The organism is Actinomadura sp. NBRC 104412 (assembly GCF_030269515.1).
Lineage (GTDB): Bacteria > Actinomycetota > Actinomycetes > Streptosporangiales > Streptosporangiaceae > Spirillospora.
Map to the genome: position 1 here is coordinate 1 of NZ_BSTM01000007.1, position 21,500 is coordinate 21,500.

At 67.5% G+C, this 21,500-nt stretch carries 10 protein-coding genes and 2 pseudogenes; 3 read left to right on the forward strand and 9 right to left on the reverse strand.

What is annotated here, in order from left to right:
• Positions 1 to 185: 185 nt before the first annotated feature.
• Positions 186 to 8,465 carry a non-ribosomal peptide synthetase gene (locus QSK21_RS10945; protein ID WP_285695409.1) on the forward strand — a complete coding sequence of 2,760 codons (8,280 nt, stop codon included), beginning with the start codon at positions 186 to 188 and terminating at the stop codon, positions 8,463 to 8,465.
• A 73-nt stretch (positions 8,466 to 8,538) separates the two neighbouring features.
• Here the strand turns inward: QSK21_RS10945 and QSK21_RS10950 are convergent, their stop codons facing one another.
• From QSK21_RS10950 to tcuA, 8 genes and pseudogenes are all read right to left on the reverse strand, one after another.
• Positions 8,539 to 9,759 carry an FAD-dependent oxidoreductase gene (locus tag QSK21_RS10950; protein WP_285695410.1) on the reverse strand — a complete coding sequence of 407 codons (1,221 nt, stop codon included), beginning with the start codon at positions 9,757 to 9,759 and terminating at the stop codon, positions 8,539 to 8,541.
• A gap of 4 nt (positions 9,760 to 9,763) precedes the next feature.
• Positions 9,764 to 11,389, reverse strand: coding sequence for a (2,3-dihydroxybenzoyl)adenylate synthase (locus QSK21_RS10955; RefSeq protein ID WP_285695411.1), 1,626 nt, complete (start codon positions 11,387 to 11,389; stop codon positions 9,764 to 9,766).
• A gap of 371 nt (positions 11,390 to 11,760) precedes the next feature.
• Entirely contained in the window at positions 11,761 to 12,507 is a 747-nt protein-coding gene (gene dapB / locus QSK21_RS10960) for a 4-hydroxy-tetrahydrodipicolinate reductase (RefSeq protein ID WP_285695412.1), read from the reverse strand.
• Positions 12,508 to 13,500: 993 nt separating this feature from the next.
• A pseudogene (locus QSK21_RS10965) lies at positions 13,501 to 13,813 on the reverse strand (aspartate 1-decarboxylase).
• A gap of 69 nt (positions 13,814 to 13,882) precedes the next feature.
• Entirely contained in the window at positions 13,883 to 14,125 is a 243-nt protein-coding gene (locus tag QSK21_RS10970; RefSeq protein ID WP_285695413.1) for an MbtH family protein, read from the reverse strand.
• Positions 14,126 to 14,146: 21 nt separating this feature from the next.
• The gene (locus QSK21_RS10975) at positions 14,147 to 14,299 is read right to left on the reverse strand and encodes a hypothetical protein (RefSeq protein WP_285695415.1); all 153 of its coding nucleotides are present in this window, start codon (positions 14,297 to 14,299) and stop codon (positions 14,147 to 14,149) included.
• Between the two features lie 292 nt (positions 14,300 to 14,591).
• Positions 14,592 to 15,359: pseudogene (locus QSK21_RS36100) on the reverse strand (SidA/IucD/PvdA family monooxygenase); the annotation flags it as partial.
• A gap of 187 nt (positions 15,360 to 15,546) precedes the next feature.
• A complete protein-coding gene (tcuA, locus tag QSK21_RS10980; RefSeq protein ID WP_285695416.1) occupies positions 15,547 to 16,995 on the reverse strand; it encodes an FAD-dependent tricarballylate dehydrogenase TcuA in 1,449 nt (482 codons plus the stop codon).
• Between the two features lie 423 nt (positions 16,996 to 17,418).
• On the opposite strand from tcuA, the gene QSK21_RS10985 reads away from it, so the two are divergent.
• Together QSK21_RS10985 and QSK21_RS10990 are read left to right on the forward strand one after the other, a co-directional pair.
• Entirely contained in the window at positions 17,419 to 17,676 is a 258-nt protein-coding gene (locus QSK21_RS10985) for a DUF6247 family protein (RefSeq protein ID WP_285695417.1), read from the forward strand.
• A gap of 39 nt (positions 17,677 to 17,715) precedes the next feature.
• On the forward strand, positions 17,716 to 17,973 hold the full coding sequence (locus tag QSK21_RS10990; protein WP_285695418.1) for a hypothetical protein: 258 nt from the start codon (positions 17,716 to 17,718) through the stop codon (positions 17,971 to 17,973).
• A gap of 692 nt (positions 17,974 to 18,665) precedes the next feature.
• On the opposite strand, the gene QSK21_RS10995 is transcribed toward QSK21_RS10990, so the two are convergent.
• Positions 18,666 to 21,500, reverse strand: a complete 2,835-nt coding sequence (locus QSK21_RS10995) for an FAD-binding and (Fe-S)-binding domain-containing protein (RefSeq protein WP_285695419.1) — start codon at positions 21,498 to 21,500, stop codon at positions 18,666 to 18,668.

Sequence of the window (21,500 nt, forward strand, 5' to 3'; positions counted from 1 at the left end):
ACGCGGTTTCTGAGACGATCAGTACCGGCCCGGTCGGGTCACTGGACCTGGCGGTCTACCGCACCCCCGGCAGCGGGATCCGGTTGGAGTTGTCGGCGGGGTCCGCTACGGGCGATCCGGTGTTGCACGCCGGGCAGTTCAGTAGCTTCCTCGACACTGTCCTGGGCGGGTCTACGGCTCAGACTTTGTATGAGCTGAGCGCCGGATTGGCCCCCGGCGGCGGTGATGGTCTGGGCTCCAGGCGGGCACGTGGTGAGGCGCTTGATGTTGCGCCGGTGACGGTGGATGCGCTGGTGCGTGAGCGGGTCGCGGCCGATCCGGACGCGGTCGCGGTCGTCGCCGACGGCGGCACCGAGCTGACCTATGGCGAACTTGATGCACGGGTCAACGCTCTCGCCGCCCTTCTGATCGAGCAGGGGGTGCGGGTGGGGGATTGTGTCGCGGTCGCCATGAGGCGTTCGGTTGATCTGGTGGTGGCGCTGGCCGGGGTGATCCGTGCGGGGGCGGCCTATGTGCCGATCGATCCGGGATACCCTTCCGAACGCGTCGAACACATCCTCGGCGACGCGGCACCTGCGCTGGTCATCACCGATGGACATACCGCCGATGCACATCGGCACGTACTGGGTGAATACTCCGCGCCACTACTTCGCATCGATGACCGCGACACCCAGCAGCACTTGGCCACCGGCCAGAAAACCGCCCCTGCTTTGATGCGGTCGTTGCATGAGCTTGACGCGGCTGTGGTGATCTTCACCTCGGGTACGACAGGCGATCCGAAGGGCGTGGTCCTCACGCATCGGGCACTGGTCAACCGTCTGGCGTGGGGCCGGCGGGTGCTGGGCTACAAGCCGGGGGATGTGGCGCTGTGCAAGAGCGGTCTTGGTTTCGTTGATGCGGTGACCGAGTTGTTCGGGCCGTTGATCGCCGGTGCCCGGATCGTGGTCGTTCCCGCCGAGACCGCCCAAGATCCGGCCGGTCTGCTCGATGTGATCGCCCGGTACCGGGTTACGCATCTGCTGACCGTGCCGAGCCTGGCCGAGGTCCTGGCCCGCCACGACGACGCACCCGCGGCGCTGGCCACGGTCCGGTCGTGGGTCTCCTCGGGTGAGGCGCTCACCGCGGGCACCGCCCGCGCCATGCGGGCTGCCGCGCCGCACGCGGTGCTGCACAACTTCTACGGTTCGACCGAGGTCACCGGCGACGGCACCGCCGCCACCATCACCCACACCGAGAGCACTGTGATCGGTGTACCGGTCGCCAACACGACAGCGCACGTACTCGACGCCTGGCTGCGCCCGGTACCGGCAGGTGTGGCGGGTGAGTTGTATCTGGGTGGGGTGCAGCTCGCGGACGGATACATCGCACGCCCCGGCCTGACCGCTGACCGGTTCGTGGCCGACCCGTTCAGCGACCAGGGTGCGCGGTTGTATCGCACCGGCGATGTGGTGCGGTGGAACTCCCACGGCCAGTTGGAGTTCCTCGGCCGCAGCGACGATCAGGTGAAGATCCGTGGGTATCGGGTCGAACCCGGTGAGGTCCGCGCTGTTCTCGAGCGGCATCCGGGCGTGTCGGGTGCCGCCGTCATCGCCGTGGACCACCCCGCCGGCGGACACTACCTCGCCGCCTATGTGACCACCACCAGCACCAGCACCACGGACGCCGAAGACACACCACTGTTCGACACCCTGCGCGAGCATCTCGCGGAGTCGCTGCCCGACTACATGGTGCCCGCGACCTTCACGCGCCTGGACCGGTTCCCGGTCACGCCCAACGGAAAGCTGGACCGCCGCGCGCTGCCGCAACCAGACCTGACCGCGGGTGCGGTCGAGGGGCGGGCGCCCCGAAGCGACACCGAGATCGCCCTGGCCGGCATCTTCCGCGACGTCCTGCACCTGGACGGCAACACCACTCTGGGCGTGGGCAGCGAATTCTTCCGCCTCGGTGGGCACTCCCTGCTGGCAGCACGACTTGTCGCACGCGCCAACGCGCTACTGGGCACCGCGCTCACCCTCCGCGATGTCTTCGACCACCCCCGCATCGGCGAACTGGCCCGCATCGCCGACACCACCACCACCGCCCAACCCTCCGGCACCTCCCGCGCACGCATCGGCGACCTCCCACGCCCAGCCGCCCTCCCGGTCTCCTACGGACAACAAGCACTTTGGTTCACGGAGCAGATCGCCGGGCGTTCGATCTATCGAACTGAAATCGTGCTGCAAGCACGCGAGCGGCTCGATCTGGATGCTCTGGAGACGGCGGTCCGTCGGACGGTCGCTCGTCACGAGATCTTGCGCACGATTCTCGTACCGGACGAGGAGACCTCATCGCTGCGCCAGGTCATCTGTCCGGAGCCCGGCGCCGACACCAAGGTCCTGGAGGTCGAAGACGCCGCTTCCGAGCCGCTCACCGAAAAGATCGCTCAAGTCGCCGCACTGCCCCTCGACTTCACCTCCGAGTTCGGACTGAAGTTCCATTTGCTGCGCCATTCTGATGGCGATGTGCTCGTCGCCTACGGGCACCACATCGTTACCGACGCGGATTCTTTCGGAACCCTTGTTCATGAACTGAACGAGTTCTACCTCGAAGCGGCTACCGGCAAGCCCGCCGATGTCGCGCCCTTGCCGACCCAGTACGCCGATTTCGCGGTATGGCAGCGGCATGTGCTGGGAGATCGGGAAGATCCGGAGTCTCGCTACCAATCGGACCTGCGGTACTGGAAGGACCTGCTGTCGGATCTCCCGACCGAAACCGTCCTGCCCCTCGACCGGCCACGCGACGCATCCGAAGAACGGACCATCCGACCGGCGACCACGTCCCTCACCGGCGATGAGACCGCCATGGTCGACGAACTGCTGTTCGAACTCAAGGCAACGCCGCTGCAGGCGTTGATTGCGGCGTTCTCCTTGGTGCTGTGGGACGAAGGGGCGGGCGACACGATACCTGTCGGCACCCCGGCCAGTCTGCGGGACCAGCCCGAGCTGCAGGACCTGATCGGGTACTTCGTGAACACCGTCGCTGTACGCGCCGATATCGACGCCGATGCCGGCTTCGCTCAGACCCTGCTCCGGTGCCGCGATCGCATGCTCGAAGCGGCTGACCACAAGCTCGTTCCGTTCGAGCACGTCGTCGAGGCGGTGAACCCGCCGCGGCGGGTCGGGATCAGTCCGCTCTTCCAGGTGATGGCCGCCTACGTGGATCGCGGTGGAGGTTCGGGTCCGGCGTCACCGCTCACCAACTACGTCTCGACCACCGCGGATGGCCCGCTGGCATCCCAGCCCGCGCTGTTCGATCTCGTGTCGAGCATCGAAAGGCTAGACAGCGGGGCATTCGGACTGAATCTGAACGCGGCCCGTGAGTTGTTCTCGGCGGACACCACGTCGCGATTGTTGCGGAAGACGGCGCGTTTCCTCGTGCTCGGATCCCGGCACCCGGATCTGACGGTCAAGCAGCTCGCCCAGATCGTTCGTGCCGGTGACGAGGGCCGGACCGGAGCTGACGACGATCTCGGTGACGTCCGCCGTTTCCGTCTGCCGCTCGAGGACTTCGACATCGGCGTGGCTCCGCTCTGGCGGGCGGCGATCGACCACGTCGGCCACGCCCTGTCGGGAGCGAGCCTCGGCCTGCGATTGGCGGTTCGCGACGGCGGCACCGGTGAACTGGTCGCCGAGACCGGCAATCCCGAGGTGCTGGACGCGGTCAGGGAGAAGCTCCCCGAGCTGGTCACCGCATATCAGGCGAAGATTCCGATGGCCGTTGTCCCGTCCCCTCGGGCCGCGGCCGGATACGAGGACGACGAACTGGCGGCCGTCCTCGACGATCCGTTCTGGGAGGACTGGGCGGATCGGCTCGCTGACGCGACCGCCACCGTGCTGCCGCGGCGAGGCGACGCGGTGGCTTCGGCGGCGTCAGGTGTCACGGCTGGACGAGCGGTTCCCGCCGCGGACGGGACTTCCCTGCGGTCCGTCGTGCTGACGGCCGTGGCCAACGCCCTGTCCGGGATCGCTGAAGGTGATCTGTTGGTGGAGCTCCACGAGTCCGACGGTCCACTGAGGACCCGTAAGTTCCCCGTGCTGCTCGATGACGGTGAGGTCATCGGACTGAGCCCCGAGCGAGCGGCCGAATACGCCGCGCTGGCCGGACATCCCCGGTTCAGCCGCTTCTTCGACGATCTTCCGATTCCGCGGGTTCGGGTGGGCGTGTTCCGCAGCCGAGCGGAGCTGATCACCGAGCCTGCCGCGGGGGTCGGCGCACCCGAGGACGGACTCGGCATCCAGGTCCTCGTCGCGGGTGGTGCGCCCGACGATCACGTCGTCCGCGTCCGGGTCGAGTCGGCGCACACCGTCGACGTCGACGTGTCGGCGCTGGCCTCCGCCATCACCGAAGAGATCGGCAGGACCGGGGTCCCCGCCCTCGACGACGAGCGTCGAGAGGTGTTCACCCTGCGTCGCGCTGACCGGGTCGCGTTGACGCCCGCCGAAGAAGAATCCATCCGAGCCCGGTACGGGCACGACGCCCAGATCCTTCCGCTCGCCCCGTTGCAACGGGGATTGTTCTACCACCTGCTGCGGTCGCGGGAATCCGACGACCACAACACCTACGTCTCGCAGATCACCCGGCAGATCGCGGGAGATCTCGATCCCGGGCGGATGACGGCGTCCATCGCCAGTGCGATGGAGCGGTACCCCAACCTCAAGGCGGCGTTCGTCCCTCCCGGGGACGTCCAGGTGATTCCGTCCGGCGTCGAAGTGCCCGTGCGGGTCATCCGGTTGGACGAGTGGGGTGCCCGCGGGGTCGATGTGGAGCGGTTCCTGGCGGCCGAGCGAGGTGAGCCGTTCGACTTCGAGGTCCCGCCGCTGATCCGGTTCACCCTGCTCGAACACGGCCACCAGGCGTGGATGCTGGTCATGAGTTTCGAGCACATCCTGTTGGACGGCTGGTCCATCAACGCGCTGTTCGATGAGATTTTCAGCATCTACGCCGATGACGGCTATGTCGATCGGGTGCGACCGTCGTCTTTCCGCTCCTACCTGGACTGGGTCGACGACCAGGATCCCGAGACCGCCTATCGCGCCTGGGACCACTACCTCGCGGAGCTCGCCGGTCCGACGCTGCTGTGCCCCGACTTCGTCGACCTCGGTGACGCGCGGAGCGGGACCGGTGAGCTTCACCTCGACCTCGGCCCGGCAGAGGCCGCGATGGTGTTCCGCGCCGCACGGGATGCCAAGGTCACGGTGGGCACCTTGCTGCAGACCGCCTGGGGGATCACGCTCGGCCGGCTCACCGGAAGCAACGACGTCGTCTTCGGCAACACCGTTTCCGGTCGGCCGCCGTCGTTGCCCGACGCCGACCGGATCATCGGGCTGCTGTTCAACACGGTCCCGATGCGGGTGCACTCGTCCCCGTTCGAAACGACTCGGCAGTTGCTCGCCCGCGTCCAATCCGAGCAGACGCACGTCATCGACTACCCGCATGCCGCTCTGACACAGATCCAGGCCAACGCGGGCGTACCCGTCCTGTTCGACACGCTGTTCGTGGTGCAGAACGTGCCGCTCGGCAAGGCCGCGGGGCAGGACACAGGCGGGCTGCAGGTCGTCGGCGCAAAGGTCGACGACGCAACCCACTACCCGGTGACGTTCGCCATCGACCCGGAAGAACGCGACGGGTCGGCGACCGTGCACGTGCGCCTGTCCTACCGCCGGGACGCTTTCGACGCTCCGGCCGCGGAGCTGTTGCTCCACCGCTACGTGCAGGTGCTCACCTCTCTCACTCGCCGGCTCGACGAGCCTGTTGGCACGTTGTCCGCGCTGTTGCCGGACGAGACCGCCCCCCACACGGGTGTCGCCGCCGATCTCGTCCGCGACATCGAACCGGTCACGGTCGCCGAGTTGCTGCACCGGCAGGTGCGGCTGTCCGGATCGGAAACGGCGCTCGTCGCCGGAGATCGTCGGTACACCTTCGCGGAGTTCTTCGCCGAAGTGAATCGCTACGGCCGGCTTCTGCTCGACGAGGGAGTGCGCCGAGAGCATCGGGTCGCGCTGCTGCTGCCGCGCGACGAGCGCACGGTCATCGCGATGTTCGCGGTGTTCGCCGTCGGGGCCGCCTACGTCCCGCTGGACGCCGAACTGCCGGACGAACGGATCGGCTACATGATCGAGGTCGCCGAACCGACCGTCACCCTGGTGACCGACCGCGACGTGGATCGGCTCACCGGCGCCGCCGGCAAGGTGATCAACCTGGATGCCGTGACGACCGTGGATCGCCTCGCGCGGATCGACACGGCTCCGATCACCGAAGCGGAACGAGGCGGGCGGATCTCGCTCGACAACCTCGCGTACATCATCTTCACCTCGGGGACCACCGGACGGCCCAAGGGGGTCGCCGTCGGCTACCGCGGACTGACGAACATGTACTTCAACCATGTCGAGAAGATCTTCGATCGGGTGGTGGAGCACCAGCGCGGGCGCCGGTTGAAGATCGCGCACACGACGTCCTTCTCCTTCGACGCCTCGTGGGAGCAGCTGTTCTGGCTGCTGAACGGCCACGAGGTGCACGTCATCGACGAGGAGATGCGCCGCGACCACCAGCGGCTGCTGGCGCACTACGACGAGGTGCGGATGGACGGGTTCGACGTGACCCCGTCCTACGGGCAACTCCTGGTCGAGGAAGGGCTGCTCGAACGGGACCGGCCGGCCGGCCGGTCCGTGTCCTCCGACGCGCCCGGTGTCGTCTTCGTCTCCCTCGGCGGCGAGGCCGTCCCCGACCGGCTGTGGCAACAGCTGCGCGACGCGCCGGGAGTCGAGTCGTACAACCTCTACGGACCCACCGAGTACACGATCAACGCCCTCGGCGCCGATCTGGCCGACAGCGCCACCTCGAGCGTCGGAACGCCGATCTTCAACACCCGGGCCTACATCCTCGACGAGAACCTGGACCCCGCGCTTCCCGGCGTCGCCGGTGAACTCTACCTCGCCGGTGACGGAACCGCGCGCGGGTACTGGGGCCAACCCGCGCTGACCGCCGAACGTTTTGTCGCCTGCCCGTGGGAACCAGGACAACGGATGTACCGCACCGGCGATCTCGCCCGGTGGAACGACGCCGGGATGATCGATTACCTCGGTCGCGCCGACGAGCAGATCAAGATCCGCGGTTATCGCATCGAACCGGAGGAGATCCGGGACGTGGTGCAGGAATTCCCCGGGATCACCCGCGCCGAAGTGGTCGCCTTCGAGCATCCCACGGGGCTGCAACTGGCCGCGTACTACAGTACGACCGCGGACGCCGACATCAGTGAGTCGTTGCGCGACCATCTGACCAGGTACCTGCCCGACTATATGGTCCCGGCGGCCCTTGTCGCGGTGGACTCCTTCCCCCTCACCCCGACCGGGAAGCTGGATCGCCGAGCCCTGCCCCCCGCCGACGTGGCCGCGTCCGGACTCGGCACGGGCCGGGCGCCCGAGTCGGACACGGAGCTGGCAGTGGCCGGGATCTTCCGCGAGGTGCTCGACCTCGACGAGGGTCTGGTCCTGGGCGTGGCGAGCGATTTCTTCCGTCTGGGCGGGCATTCGCTGGCGGCCATGCGGCTCGCCTCGCAGATGAATCGCGAGTTTGACGTGACCATCACGATGCGGGACATCATCACCGCTTCGACGATCGGGGAACTGAGTGCGGTGGTCGACCAGAAGATGCGGCCGGACGCCGATCCCGAGGTCGACATCACCGCGATAGCGACCCAATTCACCGAGTCCCTGAACGGCCGCACTCTGTTCTGCGCGCACCCGAAGTTCGGCGCCTCGTTCATGTACTCGGAACTGTCGAGGTACCTCCCGCCCGGCGTCGGGCTGGTCGGAATCGATGATCCGGCGATCGTCGGCCTCGACATCGAGTTCGACGACCTCGACGACCTCGCCGCAACCTATGCCGACATCATCCAGGGACTACAGCCGGCCGGACCGTACGAACTGCTGGGCTGGTCATACGGCGCACACATCATGTTCGCCGTGGCGCGCCGGCTTGTCTCCCGAGGGGAACGCGTCGGCCCCCTGGTGATCGTGGACGCCATGCCCGCGGGTTCGGAGAACTCGACGGAGCTTCTCGAACGACCGGGATCCGCCGAGTCGATGCGTGACGAGATGCGGAAAGCCTTCGGCGAGGAGGCGTTCACCGAGTTGCTCGCCGACGCGAGGCAGCTCAAAGCCGTCGAGACGGCCGGTCGTCGCTGTGATGTCCTGACGTCCGCGCCGACGCGGGGCCGTCTCGACGTCGAGGCGCTCGTGATCGCGTCATCCGCGACTCACACGCCCCGAGTAGCGGAGCTGGGCCGCGAGGACGCGCTGGGATGGGACAGGCACTTGACCAACTTCACGTTCTTCGTCGCTGAGGACGAGGACCACCAGTCCATCCTCGAGCCCGATTCCGGTCTGCCGAAGTGGGGCCCGCTGCTGACGGACTTGCTGGCCCGCTGAGCGGATGTCGCTGTCCGGTGTGGTACGGCGCGCCGTACCGCACCGGACTCGGGCGTTTCCGGGATCGGGGTCCTCAGGTGATGGCGGCAGCGTCCTGCAGGCTGTCGAACAGGGCGGCGCGGCGCATGTAGGCCCGTGCGGTGTCGAACTTCTCGGCGGTGCGGCGCAACTGGTCGAGGTTGCGCCGACGCACCTCGGGGTCGCGTTCTTCCAGCAGCCGTTTGCTGGCGATCGTCTGGGCCTGCACGTAGTTCACCGCGGCATGGCGGCGCTGGCGGCTGTAAAGGTCGAGCAGGTCGTCGCCGGCGTCACCGGCGATCACCTTCGCGAGCTTCTCCGTCAGGTTGACGGCGTCGTGGATGCCGCCGTTCATCCCCATGCCGCCGATCGGGTTGTTCACGTGCGCGCTGTCGCCGGCGAGCAGGATGCGCCCCTTGCGGAAGGTTGCGGCCACGCGCTGGTTGACCGGATAGACGTTGCAGTACTCGACGTCGTACGGGCCGGTCTTCGGGAGGAACTTCTGCAGGCGCTGCTGGACGCGCGCCGGCGACAACGCGGTGGCGTCGTCCTCGTCGTGGCGGATCGGCAGAATCAGCCTCCAGAGCCCCTCGGGCGTTTCTCCCCTCACTTTGAACACGTTCGCCCACTCATGGGGGTCGGAGAAATAGTTGCGGAACGCCAGATTCGGCATGACGGTCTTCAGGTCGAAGCTGGTCGCGATCTTGATGAACCGCTCCGGATAGGTGAATCCTTCGAACCCGATGCCGGCGAGCTTGCGCACCGTCGATCGGCCACCGTCACAGCCGACAACGTAGGCCGCCGTCATGCGTTCGGTGCCGGCAGGCGAGGTGTACTCCGCCTCGATGCCGTTTGTGGTTTCGGTCAGACCGGTCAGCGCGTGGGAGAACCGCACGTCGAAGTCGGATTCGTTCGCGTATTCCTCGGCGATGGCAGCGGTCAGCTTGTACTGCTCGTACTGCAACACGTACGGGAACCGGAGCTCGTCCTTGAGCAGACCGAGATCGAACTCCGCCACGACCTCTCCGGTCGGCCGGTCGTGGAAGCGATAGGTGCTCGACAGCAGGCCGTGCGCCCGGATCTTTTCGGTGACGCCCAGGTCGTCGAGCATTTCCAGGGTGCTCGGGTGGATGGTCGCCGCGCGCTGGTCCCGCACCGGCGCCGGCTCGGACTCGAGAACGGTCACCGGGACACCGAGCCGGTTCAGCGCCAGCGCGCAGACCATTCCGACCGGGCCCGCGCCCACGACGAGGACACGTGTGGTCTTGCTCGACATGCGCCTAGCTCAGCTCGCGCTGCAGACGCTTGCTGACCTTGCCGACCGCGGTGTAGGGGAACTCGTCGACGACCTCCACCACATCGGGGAGCTTGAACGTGGCGAGGCCCTTGTCGCGCAGGAACTGGCGCAGCTTGCCCAAGGTGAGCTCGGCCGCGCTCTCCGGCGTCCGGGGAATCAGGTATGCCTTCACGCGTTCGCCGAGAACCTCGTCGTCGACGCCGACGACGGAGACGTTGTGGACGCCGGCATGAGTGAGCAGCGCATTTTCCAGCTCCTCTGGCGCGATCTTCTCACCGCCCCGGTTGATCTGGTCCTTCGACCGTCCCACGACCCTGATGAATCCACGCTCGTCCCGCTCCACGATGTCACCGGTGCGGTAGAAACCATCGCTGGTGAACGCCAGCGCGTTCTGCTCGGGGTTGCGGTAGTACCCGCGAATCACCGACGGTCCTCGCGTCAGCAGGTGACCAGGTACACCGGGTGGCACGTCGTTGCCCTCGTCATCGATGACCCGGATCTCGTCGGCCGCCGACGCCGGCCGGCCCTGGTACCGCACGCTGGTGGCCGGATCGACGTCGGCGGGATTGCTGACGACAAGGCCCTCACCCATCCCGAAGCTCTGCGACAGCCGCACGCCGAACTCCGGCTCGACCCGCCTCGCCACCGACTCGCTCAGCTTGGCGCCGCCACACATGAGCACTTCCAGGCTGGAGAGGTCGTAGGACTTGCGGAGCGAGGAGTTCAGCCAGGCCAGCAGGAGCGGAGGTACCAGCGAGACGCGGGTCACCCCGTGCTTCTCGATCAGCGGGAACGCCGCATCGGGGCTGCCGTTCGGGGCGATCACGATGGTGGCGCCCACGCTGAACGCACCAAGAAAGCCGGGCGAACGCGTCGACATACTGTGGCAGACCGGTATGACCAGCAGATGCACAGTGCGCTCGGTGATGCCCCGTTCCCTGACGCTTCTCCGCAGCGCGTAGTCGTACGTCTGGTGAGTGTGCGGCATCAGCTTCGGAACGCCCGTCGTACCGCCTGACATCTGCAACAGAGCGACGTCCTGCGGGCTGCACCGTCGCGCGTGCTCAAGCGATCCTTTTGACTGCAACGCCTGGTACTCAGCGCCGCCGCCATGAGGTTCGAGTACTACGGTGTGCTCCAGATGGGGCCATCGCCGCTTCAGGTCGGCGGCCATCGTGGCGAGATCGGTGCCGCTGTCCGAGGCGACCGTGATGTAGGCACGCGCCTCGGCGATCTCGATGAAATGCTCGATCTCGGCACGACGGTGCGCGATGGGAGCGACGACGGGAACCACCCCGAGCTCCCACAAGGCGAAGACGATGGCAATGTACTCATAGATGTTGGGCAGGTGCACCACCACCCGGTCGCCACGACTCAGCCCCAGATCCTGCAAACCGGCGGCGAGGCGCAGAACCTCGTCCGTGAGCTGTGCATAGCTCAACTCGGCTTTGCGGTCGATGACGGCGAGTTTGTCGGGACAGCGCTCTGCGGTGGCGAACAGCAGCTCCGGCAGCGTCTGATCGCGCCAGTGCCCCTCGGCGACGTATTTGGCCGCCGTCTCCGGCGGAAACGGAACGACCCCGTCAAGCGCCAGCGGTTCGATGCTCATCGGTTTCCCTTCGAGAAGCCGCCTCCCAGCCCGTGAAGGACCGGCTACCTAACTGTTGACCTGCTCCGGCTGTTCGGGTAGCCGAAGTGGCCGGCGTCGACGTACCGGTACGGCATCGGCGACCTCTCGGCACAGGTGGGCCGGAATCATCCCGTCATCCGAGTGGCCTCGTGATCGCGTTGTACGCCGCGAGCCGGTTTTTGGGCTGGGCGGACATCTCGAGCTGACAGCGCACCGTCGAGCCAGTCCCGTGCCTCAGCCGCATCGCTCAATGTCGCGGGAGATAAGTTCAAGATCGCGTCGGCACTGGGTTTTGGGGAGATCGAGTGCCGGCTTCTGGCAAGCCGGCAGCCGTCTGTCGTTGCTTCGTGTCAGTCCAGGCCCAGTACGGCGTCGAGCCCGACCGTCACTCCGGTGAGATTCGGGACGGCGCGTAGCGCAGTGAGTACTCCGGGCATGAGGGACTCACGTGTTATGGAGTCGTATCGCAGTCTCAGAATTTCGCCGCCGACGCCGAACAGCACCTCTTGCGATGACATGAACCCACGGACTCGGACCGAGTGCACGGAGACTCCCTCGATCCGTCCGCCGCGGGTGCCATGTGGGTCGAGGGAGGTGGCATCGGGTGATGGGGCGCAACGTGCTGCGGCGCGGGCGCGACCGATCAATTCGGCCGTGTGCAGTGCCGTTCCCGACGGCGCGTCCACCTTGTCGGGATGGTGCATCTCGATGATCTCGACAGACTCGAAGAACGGGGCGGCCTTAGTGACGAACTTGCTCATCAGCACCGCACTGACCGAGAAGTTGGGAACGATGAACACACTGACGTCACGATGATCGACCAGCGCGGCGCGGATCTGGTCCACAGCCCGCTCGTCGAAGCCGGACGTCCCCACTACTACATGAATCCCCTGCTTGATGCACCACTGGACTTGCTCGTGGGCAACGTCCGGTGGCGAGAACACAAGCACGACATCAGCGTTGTTGTTGACGATGTCCTGCACGTCGTCATCAACGTCGATCTCGGCAACCACGGTCAAGTCGGAGCTGGCCTCAATCGCACGGACCGACGCCGCGCCCATCCGCCCGCGGGCCCCTAACACGGCGATTCGATTCATAAGGATAGGCTATCCTAAGTTGACCACCCCACTCAAGGGCCCTGAGTCTCACGGGCTGGGATCCGCGAGCGGAAGATCTGGATGCCGGAAGCCGCTCCAGCGGCGCGAGCGCTGTCATGATCAAGTCAGATAGGCGCGCCGCGATTCTGGCGTGCCGGGCTTGCCCATCCGGTTGCGGGGATCCAGGGATCTCCCTGGAAGGCGCTGGTGAGCGCTTCGAGTGCGGAGATGCCTCGGTGCGAGCGGAGCGTGCAGAACTGCTGCGCACCGGTCATCGAGCCGGAGATCTTGATCTGGAGCTCGCTCCTCCAAATGGTCCACTCGGCCTCGTTGTTGAAAACGGGACGCGCAGGTCACGCACGAACCGCAGGTAGTCGTCCTGACGGTCACTCATCCTCTGGGCCACGGCGCAGTGCACTTTCCCCGATCCGCGCGAGTTCAGGACGATCCCGGTCTCGGCTTGGGGTACCAGTCGTGATGCGCAGCCATGATCTTGGCTCGGCCTTGCCCGCCCGGCGGGCGTTCTCGGCGACCTGGTCCAAGCCGAACAGGGAGTCGATGGCCTGCCGGGCCACGCCTCGTTCAGGTCCCTGCCGGTCTCGCTGACCGCGACGAGCTCGCGCATCAGGTGTAACCCGCACAGGCGGCAGCACCCCGGCGGCCTTCACCGCATCCCTACCGCGCCTGGCGTGCACGGCGACCACCATGTACTTCCCCGCTGAGGCCCAGGCCAGGCGCCCTGAGGTGCGGAACCGGTCGTCGAAGTGCACGACCTCCGCTGTGACCAGGTGCCCGGTGATGGCTTCCAGGGCCGGAGCTTTCCACTGGAAGCCACACCAGCGCACGTGAACCAGGTATCAGGTGCGGCGGCTGTGAGCGAGTCGGTGCGACCTCGGTGCCCGACTCAAGGATGTTGCCGCCGAAAGTCAAGCGGCCGACGATCGCACCGCAGATCGGTGAACGCGCGATCGCAACTGAGCTGTTCTCGCAGGCTCACCTCACGCGACCAGAAACCTGATCGGCCGCCCTTGGGACCGGCACGGCGAGGTCGTTGCCCAAGGCGATGATGCGGTTGGCGGCGTCGACGTGTACGACCTTGAGCTGGTAGCCGGCCAGTTCGGACTCCTCGGCCAGCACGAAAGACACCAGGTCGCCGGGGTGGACGAGATGTGCCAGCCGCGCCGTTGTTGCAGATGTCGCTACCTCCGGCGGCAGATCTTCATCGAGTGTCAGCGAACCCACGTAGTGCAGTCGGCCTGGGTGACAGTGGCGCGGTGAATTTCCCGCCCAGGACTTCGCGAAGCATGTCCAGCTCCTCTATGAGTTGTGCGGGGTGCGTTCTGCGGGATCAGTCGATGGTGTTCGGGCCGCCAAGCTAGTCGGTGTTGCGTGTCTCGTGCCGGGCAATGTGATCGCGCAACGACTTCGGGCGGATGTCGGTCCAGTGCTCGTCGATCCAGTCGAGTACTTCCTGACGCGGTCTGCCGCCGGGTTCGCCGTACGCGATGCTCCAACCGGCTGGCACCGGCTTGAACGTCGGCCACAAGGAGTGTTGCTCCTCGCTGTTGATCAGTGCGTAGAAGGAACCGTTGTCGTCGTCGAACGGGTTCTGGGCCATGAGTGCTGTTCCTCCTTGTCCCTATCGGGGGCCGGTCCGGATCGCGGCAGGCAATCGTTGCCGGGTGGTGGGGTGATCGGGCTGCTCGTCGGTGATCGCACGCAGAATGTCGGCGGCGCGGACCGCCACGTTGGACAGCAGGGACGAGGTTAACCCGTGACTGTGCTGGGCCATTAAGGAAGATCCATTCGGGAACGCTGCGCAGACGCGGCCGGTAGTCCCGCTCGACGATCGGGAGACTCCTCTCGAATGAGGATGACACGTCAATGCCCGGCCCGAGCATGCTGCGGGTGTCTCCGGGACGGCACCTGGTGGCGAAGACGGCAGCGTCGACCTCGAGGGTGCTGCCCCGGTTTCCCAGGTCACGGATCGTTACTGTGACCCCGTCGGAGCCCTCGCTCAGCCGTTCGATCCCGGTGACCCGGTGCACGATCAGCCGACGCATACCATGCGTGCCGGCATCGACGGCGGAGTAGTTGGTCGGCCGGTCATAGTCCAGCAGTTGCTGCTTGAGCTCCGGCGGTGCCGTGTAGAACTCCTCCGGATCGAAGATGCGGTTGGCGTAGGGCGTGTTATCGGATGGGGTACAGCCGAACCGGAAGGACGCGCGTACTTCCGCATCGGGATACGAATCGTGCAGGTACGCAGCGACCTCCGCCGCACTTTGCCCCACGACAAGGGAACGGCCGTGCGGCCGCGAGGGTAACCCGGCGAGCCCGTTCAGCAAATGATGGTTGTGGAACACCCAGGCGCCCGGCACGATCCCTTCCGGCGGCACCGGCCGGATATCGGAGCCGATTACGGCATGACGTGCCGCGACCCCCGTCACCTCCGAGCCGTCGACCACGGACTCGAGCGTGACCTCGAACCTCCCACCACTCCAGTCGATACAGGTCGCCCTCGCCGGAAGGTCGATCCGGCTCGCAGCCGAGCTCAGGTACCCGTGGAACTCACGTCTCGTCGGGAACAACGTCTTGCGATCCATGAAGTCGGACAGCCGTCCATGCTCATGCAGATAGTTCAAGGACGTGGCCGGGCTCCGCAGAGAGACCGGATCTTTGAGGAACCCGAACCGCCGCCGGACATCGACGAATTTTGCCGTCAGCCGTCGGCCGGCACGACGGCGATCATTGAATTCCTCAGTCGCGATCGCCAGACTCAGGCTCGTCGCAAGAATGTCGACCTCACCGCCCCATGCCGCAGGTCGCGAACGGACGGCACGATGACCGGCCATCCCTCATCGATGAGCCAACTATAGCACAAACTTAGGTAAGCCTAACCTTAATCGATGCGTGCCGCGCGCCACCGCGACACACCTCTGAGGAGATCGCCGGTCCGGTCGGCGGTCGACGCACGTCCCAGGGCATGCGGGCCGCACGGCGGCTTCCGACCGCAAGGGTGCTCGCACCCCGAGCAGCGGCTCAGGCGAGCGAGCCGGCACGTCGCCCGATCACCATCCCCGCGGTCAGGCCAGAACCTGTCGGGTAGTTCGAGCTGAAGAGCCCCCCAAGCGTTTCACCGCACGCGAAGAGTCCGGGGATGGGCTTACCCGACCGATCAAGCACCCGGCCATCAACGTCACCGCGAAGGCCACCGAAGGTGAAACTGATTCCACAAGTCACCGGGTATGCGTAGTACGGCGGCGCCTCGATCGCCGACGCCCAATTGCTTTTGACGGGCTCCACCGCTGCGCTGCGGCCATCCTTGATCGTTGGATCGAGCGGACGGCTGGTGTCGATCGATGAGTTGAACTCCCGAACCGTCTGCACGAATCCGTCGACATCGACATCCATGGCCGCGGCAAGCTCTTCGATGCTGTTGGCGACAACCGGACTGATCCCGGGCATCTCGTACTCGTACGCCGCCAGCATCGAGCGCGACTTCGCATCGAATACCTGAAACGCTACCGAACCCGGCTGTTCGAGGATGGCCTTGCCGTACTTCGCGTACGTATAGTTGCGAAAGTCCGCGCCTTCGTCGAAGAACCGTTGACCCCAGCGGTTGACAACGATGCCGAGCGGATAGCCATATCGGCTGAGCCGGTTCGTCAAGGCACGATTGCTTTCATTTTCGGGAAATGACGCGTCCCACGGAACACTATGGCAGGTCGACCAGTCGCCTCCGCGATCTGCACCTATCTCCAAAGCCGCGCGGATCATGTCACCGGTGTTGTACGGCGTTCCACGCACCTTCGCATGCTGCCATCCGTCTCCCAGGTAGCGCTGACGCCATTGCGCATTCGCCTCGAAACCGCCACTAGCGATCACCACCGACTCCGCTGGGAGCTGCTGATCGCCTATCCGAACGCCAACGACCGAACCACCATCAGTCATCAGGCCCGTGACAGAGCAGTCATAGTGCACCTCGACTCCGAGTCGTGATGCGACGCGCTCATGGACCGACATCAGCCCGGGTCCGCCGTCGACGTTGCACACGTGCGATCCGCCCCAGAACACGAAGGTCCCGTCGGGACGCTCGTGAGCTTGCCGCTCGTACATCAGCTGGAATCGCAGTCCCAATGCATGCAGCCAGCGGACAGCGTCACGCGAGCCTTCGACGACAGTTTCGGCAAGTTCCCTGTCGCCCCGCCCTCCGGTGGCCCGCTCCAGATCGGCCAGGAACTCCGCCGCCGAGTACGGCGGGACCTCAGTACGCGCGTGACGCTCATCAGGTTCGAGGACCTCGAGCAGGTCGCCGAGCCCGTCGTGCACCATCCGGATCGAACCCAGGGTGTAGTAGCTGTTCCCACCGGCATGCGCCCTCGGCGCCTTCTCCAGCAGCACTACGCGTCGCCCACGCTCGGCCGCCGCGTGAGCCGCGCAGTAACCGGCGTTTCCTCCGCCCACTATAACAACCTCCGGATCGCGCATGTCCACCTCCCCACCGACAACCCACTCCTTCGGCAACCAAGCTGCCTCGTCAACCCAGAGGTAACCGACCGGTCCTTGGTCCGCCGCTCAGCCTGGAACTATTAGCTTAGCCTTACCTAAGTCGAATGTTCGTGTGTTCTGGACACCGCCACTGATGTGACGAGTCGGGCGAGGGAGCGTGCGCGGTAGACACGTCGCCGGCAGGCGGCTGAGCAGCAAAGGCCGGGGACGGCCGTGGATGTTCGTGCCTGCAACTCCACGCGCAGCGTGCGCCGGTGTTGTGTCACGGCGCGAGTCCGGACCCGGCGGAGATGCTCACGGTCGCGCAGCTTGGTGACGCCCAGCGGCTCGGCAAGCCTCTCCACCCGCCGACTGCTGGCGGGGTCTCCGTGCGGTGCGCGGCTCACGGGTAGATTGGACACCATGACCGCTCAGCCCGAGGAACCGACCGCGCCGCGCGATCCAGGTGAGGACCCGGCCGCGATCTTCGATGCGCTCCCGCCAGCGCACCGAGAGCAGTTCCGGGCCGAGTATGACGAAGCGCTCGACGCCGCGCACGACCTGGCGCGCTTCAAGCAGGTCCAGGCCCTGCTACGCCAGTGGCGTCTGCGGGCCATCGCCTACGGCCGTCCCGGCTACGAAGAGAGCGGTACAGGACGCTCTACAGGGCAGGGAAGATAGCTTCGTCCGCTACACGCCTCCGGGCTGGGAAGGCCGGGTGTGACCTACCGCTGGGACGGCTTCCACGGTCGCGCGCTGTATGAGTTGAATGGGTTGCCCAGCGAGGTCCGCGATGGCCCATTGCTTGAGCGCCTTCTCGACCTGCTGAAAACGCCGTGGGACGCCGTACCGGAACGACCAGGTCAGACAGCCATCCGTCACGCCTTCTTCGGCGAGAGCGGTGAGGGCATGCCAACGCTCCTGGTCGACGACGACGCCGAGACGCTGCGCATCATCGACATCCTGTGGATGGGGTAGCGGCGTAGCCGCTGTTCGTCCCCACCTTCCTCCCCCGACCCGACGAAAGCTGTACCTAGCGGCGGATGGGTTCTGTCAAGGGTGGCGTAGCCATCACATAGTGACGCCCGCAGGGCGCCCTTGACGGGGTTCCGGCCGCCGTCATCCCCAAGACCTCGGGTCGGGGAGGCCCGCGCCCTTCCAGCCGTGGCAACGTCCCTGAACCGGCAAGGACACGTGGACGGTAGGGAATGCGTCGATTATGGGCGGCGGCGCGACCAGGTGACCGCCGGTGGCTGGCGAACGGGCGTAGGCGTCGCGAGGCGCGGCCCGGCGCGGCCGTCCGGTGACCGGCGCCCACGCCGCACGCTCCGGGCGGCCTGGCGTGGGGCCGCGCAGCGGCCCAAGCACTGCCGCCCCTTTGATGTCAATGGGCTGAATTCGGGTCCGGCTGGACGTGAAGGCCCTGCTCGCCGAGCCGGCGGAGGGCGTCCTCGTCTACGCGTGCGGTCCGCAGCGGCTGCTCGACGCACTCGAGGACGCGACCCGGCACTGGCCGGAGGACGCGCTGCGCGTCGAGCACTTCACGTCCGACGCGGGCACGCTCGACCCGACCGCACCGAGCCCCCGGCGCCGCCCAGCAGGGCGGCGCCGGGAACCAGCCGCGACGCGCCGCCACGGCGTCCGCGGCGGCGGGTCGGCGCTCTCAGCGGTCAGGGCGCGGGCTCGATGCGTTCCCGCAGCAGTCGGGCGAGATGAACGGGCCGCCGCCCCCCGAACTCGGCGATCTGCAGACGGCAGGAGAAGCCGTCGGCGAGCACCGGCGCGTCCGGGGCGTGCTCCTCCAGGTGGGGCAGGAAGGACTGCTCGGCGCAGGTCTTCGAGATCTCGTAGTGCCCGGCTTGGAAGCCGAAGTTTCCGGCGAGCCCGCAGCATCCCTCGTCCACGCCGTGCACCGTGACACCGGCCCGTTCGAGCAGGGCCCGGTCGGGCCGGGTGCCGAACACGGCCCGCTGATGGCAGTGGAACTGGACCACGGCCGTGGCCGGCCGGTCGGCCCGGAACGGCAGCTCGCGGCCGTCGAGCAGTTCGGCCAGGGTGCGGATCCGGGAGGCGACCCGGCGAGCGCCGTCCCCGTCGACGAGCTCGGGAAGGTCGCTGCGCAGCGCCGCTCCGCAACTGGGTTCCAAGGTGACCACCGGACGGTCGCCGTCGGCGCGCCGGTCGAGGGCGCGGACGGTGCGCCGCATGACCCGGCGGGCGATGTCGAGCTGGCCCGTGGACACCCAAGTGAGACCACAGCACAGGGTCTGGGACGGCACCTCGACCCGGTAACCGGCCGCTTCGAGCACATGCACCGCGTCCCGGGCCACCTCGGGTGCGAAGGCCGCAGTGAACGAATCGACCCACAGCACGACGGGGTCTCCGTCCGCAGGACCCGTGCGACGCCGGAACCAGCGGTGGAAGGACCAGGTGGCGAGCCGGGGCAGCCGCCGCGCCGGGTCGATGCCGCCGAGCCGCCGGGCGAGCGCCGCCACCGCGTCCACGTCCAGCACCGCGTTGAGCGGCCGGGCGAACCGCCGGCCGGCGGCCAGCCACAGCGGCAGCCAGCCCATGCTGTAGTGGGCGGCGGGACGCAGCCGGCCGCGGTAGTGCTGGTGCAGGAACTCGGCCTTGTAGGTGGCCATGTCGACGGTGACCGGGCATTCGGCGCTGCACGCCTTGCACATCAGGCACAGGTCGAGGGCGTCCTTGACGTGCTCCGATCGCCAGCCGTCCGCGGACAGGCGGCCGTCGAGCATCTCCGCGAGGATGCGCGCGCGGCCGCGGGTGCTGTGTCGCTCGTCGCGGGTCGCGCGGTACGACGGGCACATCCCCCCTCCGCTCTGCTTCCGACAGGCGCCGACGCCCACGCAGCGGCGCAGGGCCTTGCCGAAGTCCCCGCCGTCGGAGTGATACGCGAACGCCAGATCCGCCGTGTGCGGACGGCTGATCGTCTGGCGCAGGTCGGCGTCGAGGCGCGCGGGGTCGACCAGGACGCCGGGATTGAACCGTCCGAGCGGGTCGAAGGCGTGCTTGAACGCCGCGAAGGCGTCGCGGATCCGCTCCCCGTACATCCGCGGCAGCAGCTCCGAGCGGGCCCGGCCGTCGCCGTGCTCGCCCGACAGCGAGCCGCCGTGCGCGACGACGAGGTCGGCGGCGTCCTCCTGGAAGGAGCGGTAGGCGGCCCGCCCGGACTCGCTGAGCAGGTCGTGGTCGATGCGGACGTGCACGCAGCCCTCGCCGAAGTGCCCGTACACCACGCCCTGCCGCCCGTACCGGTCGAGCAGCTCGCGGAAGTCCTTGAGGTACCCGGCGAGCCGCGCGGGGGGCACCGCGGCGTCCTCCCAGCCCGGCCATGCCTCCCGTCCGTCGGCGGTGCGGGTGGCGAGCCCCGCGCCGCGTTCGCGGATCCGCCAGTAGGCGCGCTGATCCGCGTGGTCGACGACGACGTGCACGTCGAGCGCGCCCTGGTCGCGGGCCGACCGCCGCACGGCTTCCGCATGGTCGCGGGCGGCGGCCGGGTCGTCGGCCCCCACCTCGAGGAGCAGCCATGCGCGACCGGCGGGAAGTTCGGGGCGGCGCTGCGGGGCCGGGCGGCTGTCGAAGGCGGCCACGAGCCGGTCGTTGATGCCCTCGACGGTGAGCGGTCCGGCGGCCGCGAGCGCCGGGGCGGCCGCCGCGGCGGCGAGGTCGTCGGCGAACCCCGCCACGACCAGCACGCGTGCGGCCGGCAACGGGACGAGCCGGACCCGCACCCGGGTGACCAGGCCGCAGGTGCCTTCGGCGCCGACGAGGGCGCGGGCGGCGTGGAACCCGTTCTCCGGGAGGAGGTGCTGCAGGCCGTACCCGGAGATCTGACGCGGAAAGCGGCCGAGCTCGAGGCGGATGTCGGCCAGCCACCTGTTTCTGACCTCGGCCAGCGCGTTGAGAAGCGGCGTCCCGGCCCCAGTGCCGTCCCCCTGGTCGCCGTGGCGGCCGAGCGTCACGCACGACCCGTCGGCGAGGACCACGTCGAGCTCGTCGACGTTGTCCGCCGTGGTGCCCCAGGCGACCGAGTGGGAGCCGCAGGCGTTCGTGCCGATCATTCCGCCCAGGGTGCACCGGTTGTGCGTCGACGGATCGGCGCCGAAGGTCAGCCCGTGGGCGGCGGCCCGGTCGCGCAGCCGGTCCAGGACGACGCCGGGCTCCACCACGGCCGTCCGCGCGGCGGGATCGATGTCGAGCACCGCGGTCATGTGCCGGCTGAAGTCGACGATCACACCGGGGCCGATCGCGTTGCCGGCGGTGTTGGTGCCGGCGCCTCGGGACGTGATCGGCACGTTCGCGTCGGCGCATCGTTCGACCAGCCGGACGACGTCGTCCGCGTCGCGGGGCAGGACGACGCAGAGCGGGACGACGCGGTGGTTGGAGGCGTCCGTGGCGTAGGCGGCGCGCGTGGCGTCGTCGGCGCGGACCTCACCCTTGAGCTCCGTGGCCAGGCCGCGGACGATAGAGTCTGCTGACAT

Excerpts from the sequence above, each read along its gene's own strand:
- tcuA (WP_285695416.1), bottom strand. The coding sequence starts at position 16,995 with ATGCGCGATCCGGAGGTTGTTATAGTGGGCGGAGGAAACGCCGGTTAC.
- QSK21_RS10950 (WP_285695410.1), bottom strand. The coding sequence starts at position 9,759 with ATGTCGAGCAAGACCACACGTGTCCTCGTCGTGGGCGCGGGCCCGGTC.
- QSK21_RS10955 (WP_285695411.1), bottom strand. The coding sequence starts at position 11,389 with ATGAGCATCGAACCGCTGGCGCTTGACGGGGTCGTTCCGTTTCCGCCG.
- QSK21_RS10970 (WP_285695413.1), bottom strand. The coding sequence starts at position 14,125 with ATGGCCCAGAACCCGTTCGACGACGACAACGGTTCCTTCTACGCACTG.
- QSK21_RS10985 (WP_285695417.1), top strand. The coding sequence starts at position 17,419 with ATGACCGCTCAGCCCGAGGAACCGACCGCGCCGCGCGATCCAGGTGAG.
- QSK21_RS10995 (WP_285695419.1), bottom strand. The coding sequence starts at position 21,500 with ATGTCAGCAGACTCTATCGTCCGCGGCCTGGCCACGGAGCTCAAGGGT.
- dapB (WP_285695412.1), bottom strand. The coding sequence starts at position 12,507 with ATGAATCGAATCGCCGTGTTAGGGGCCCGCGGGCGGATGGGCGCGGCG.
- QSK21_RS10975 (WP_285695415.1), bottom strand. The coding sequence starts at position 14,299 with ATGGCCCAGCACAGTCACGGGTTAACCTCGTCCCTGCTGTCCAACGTG.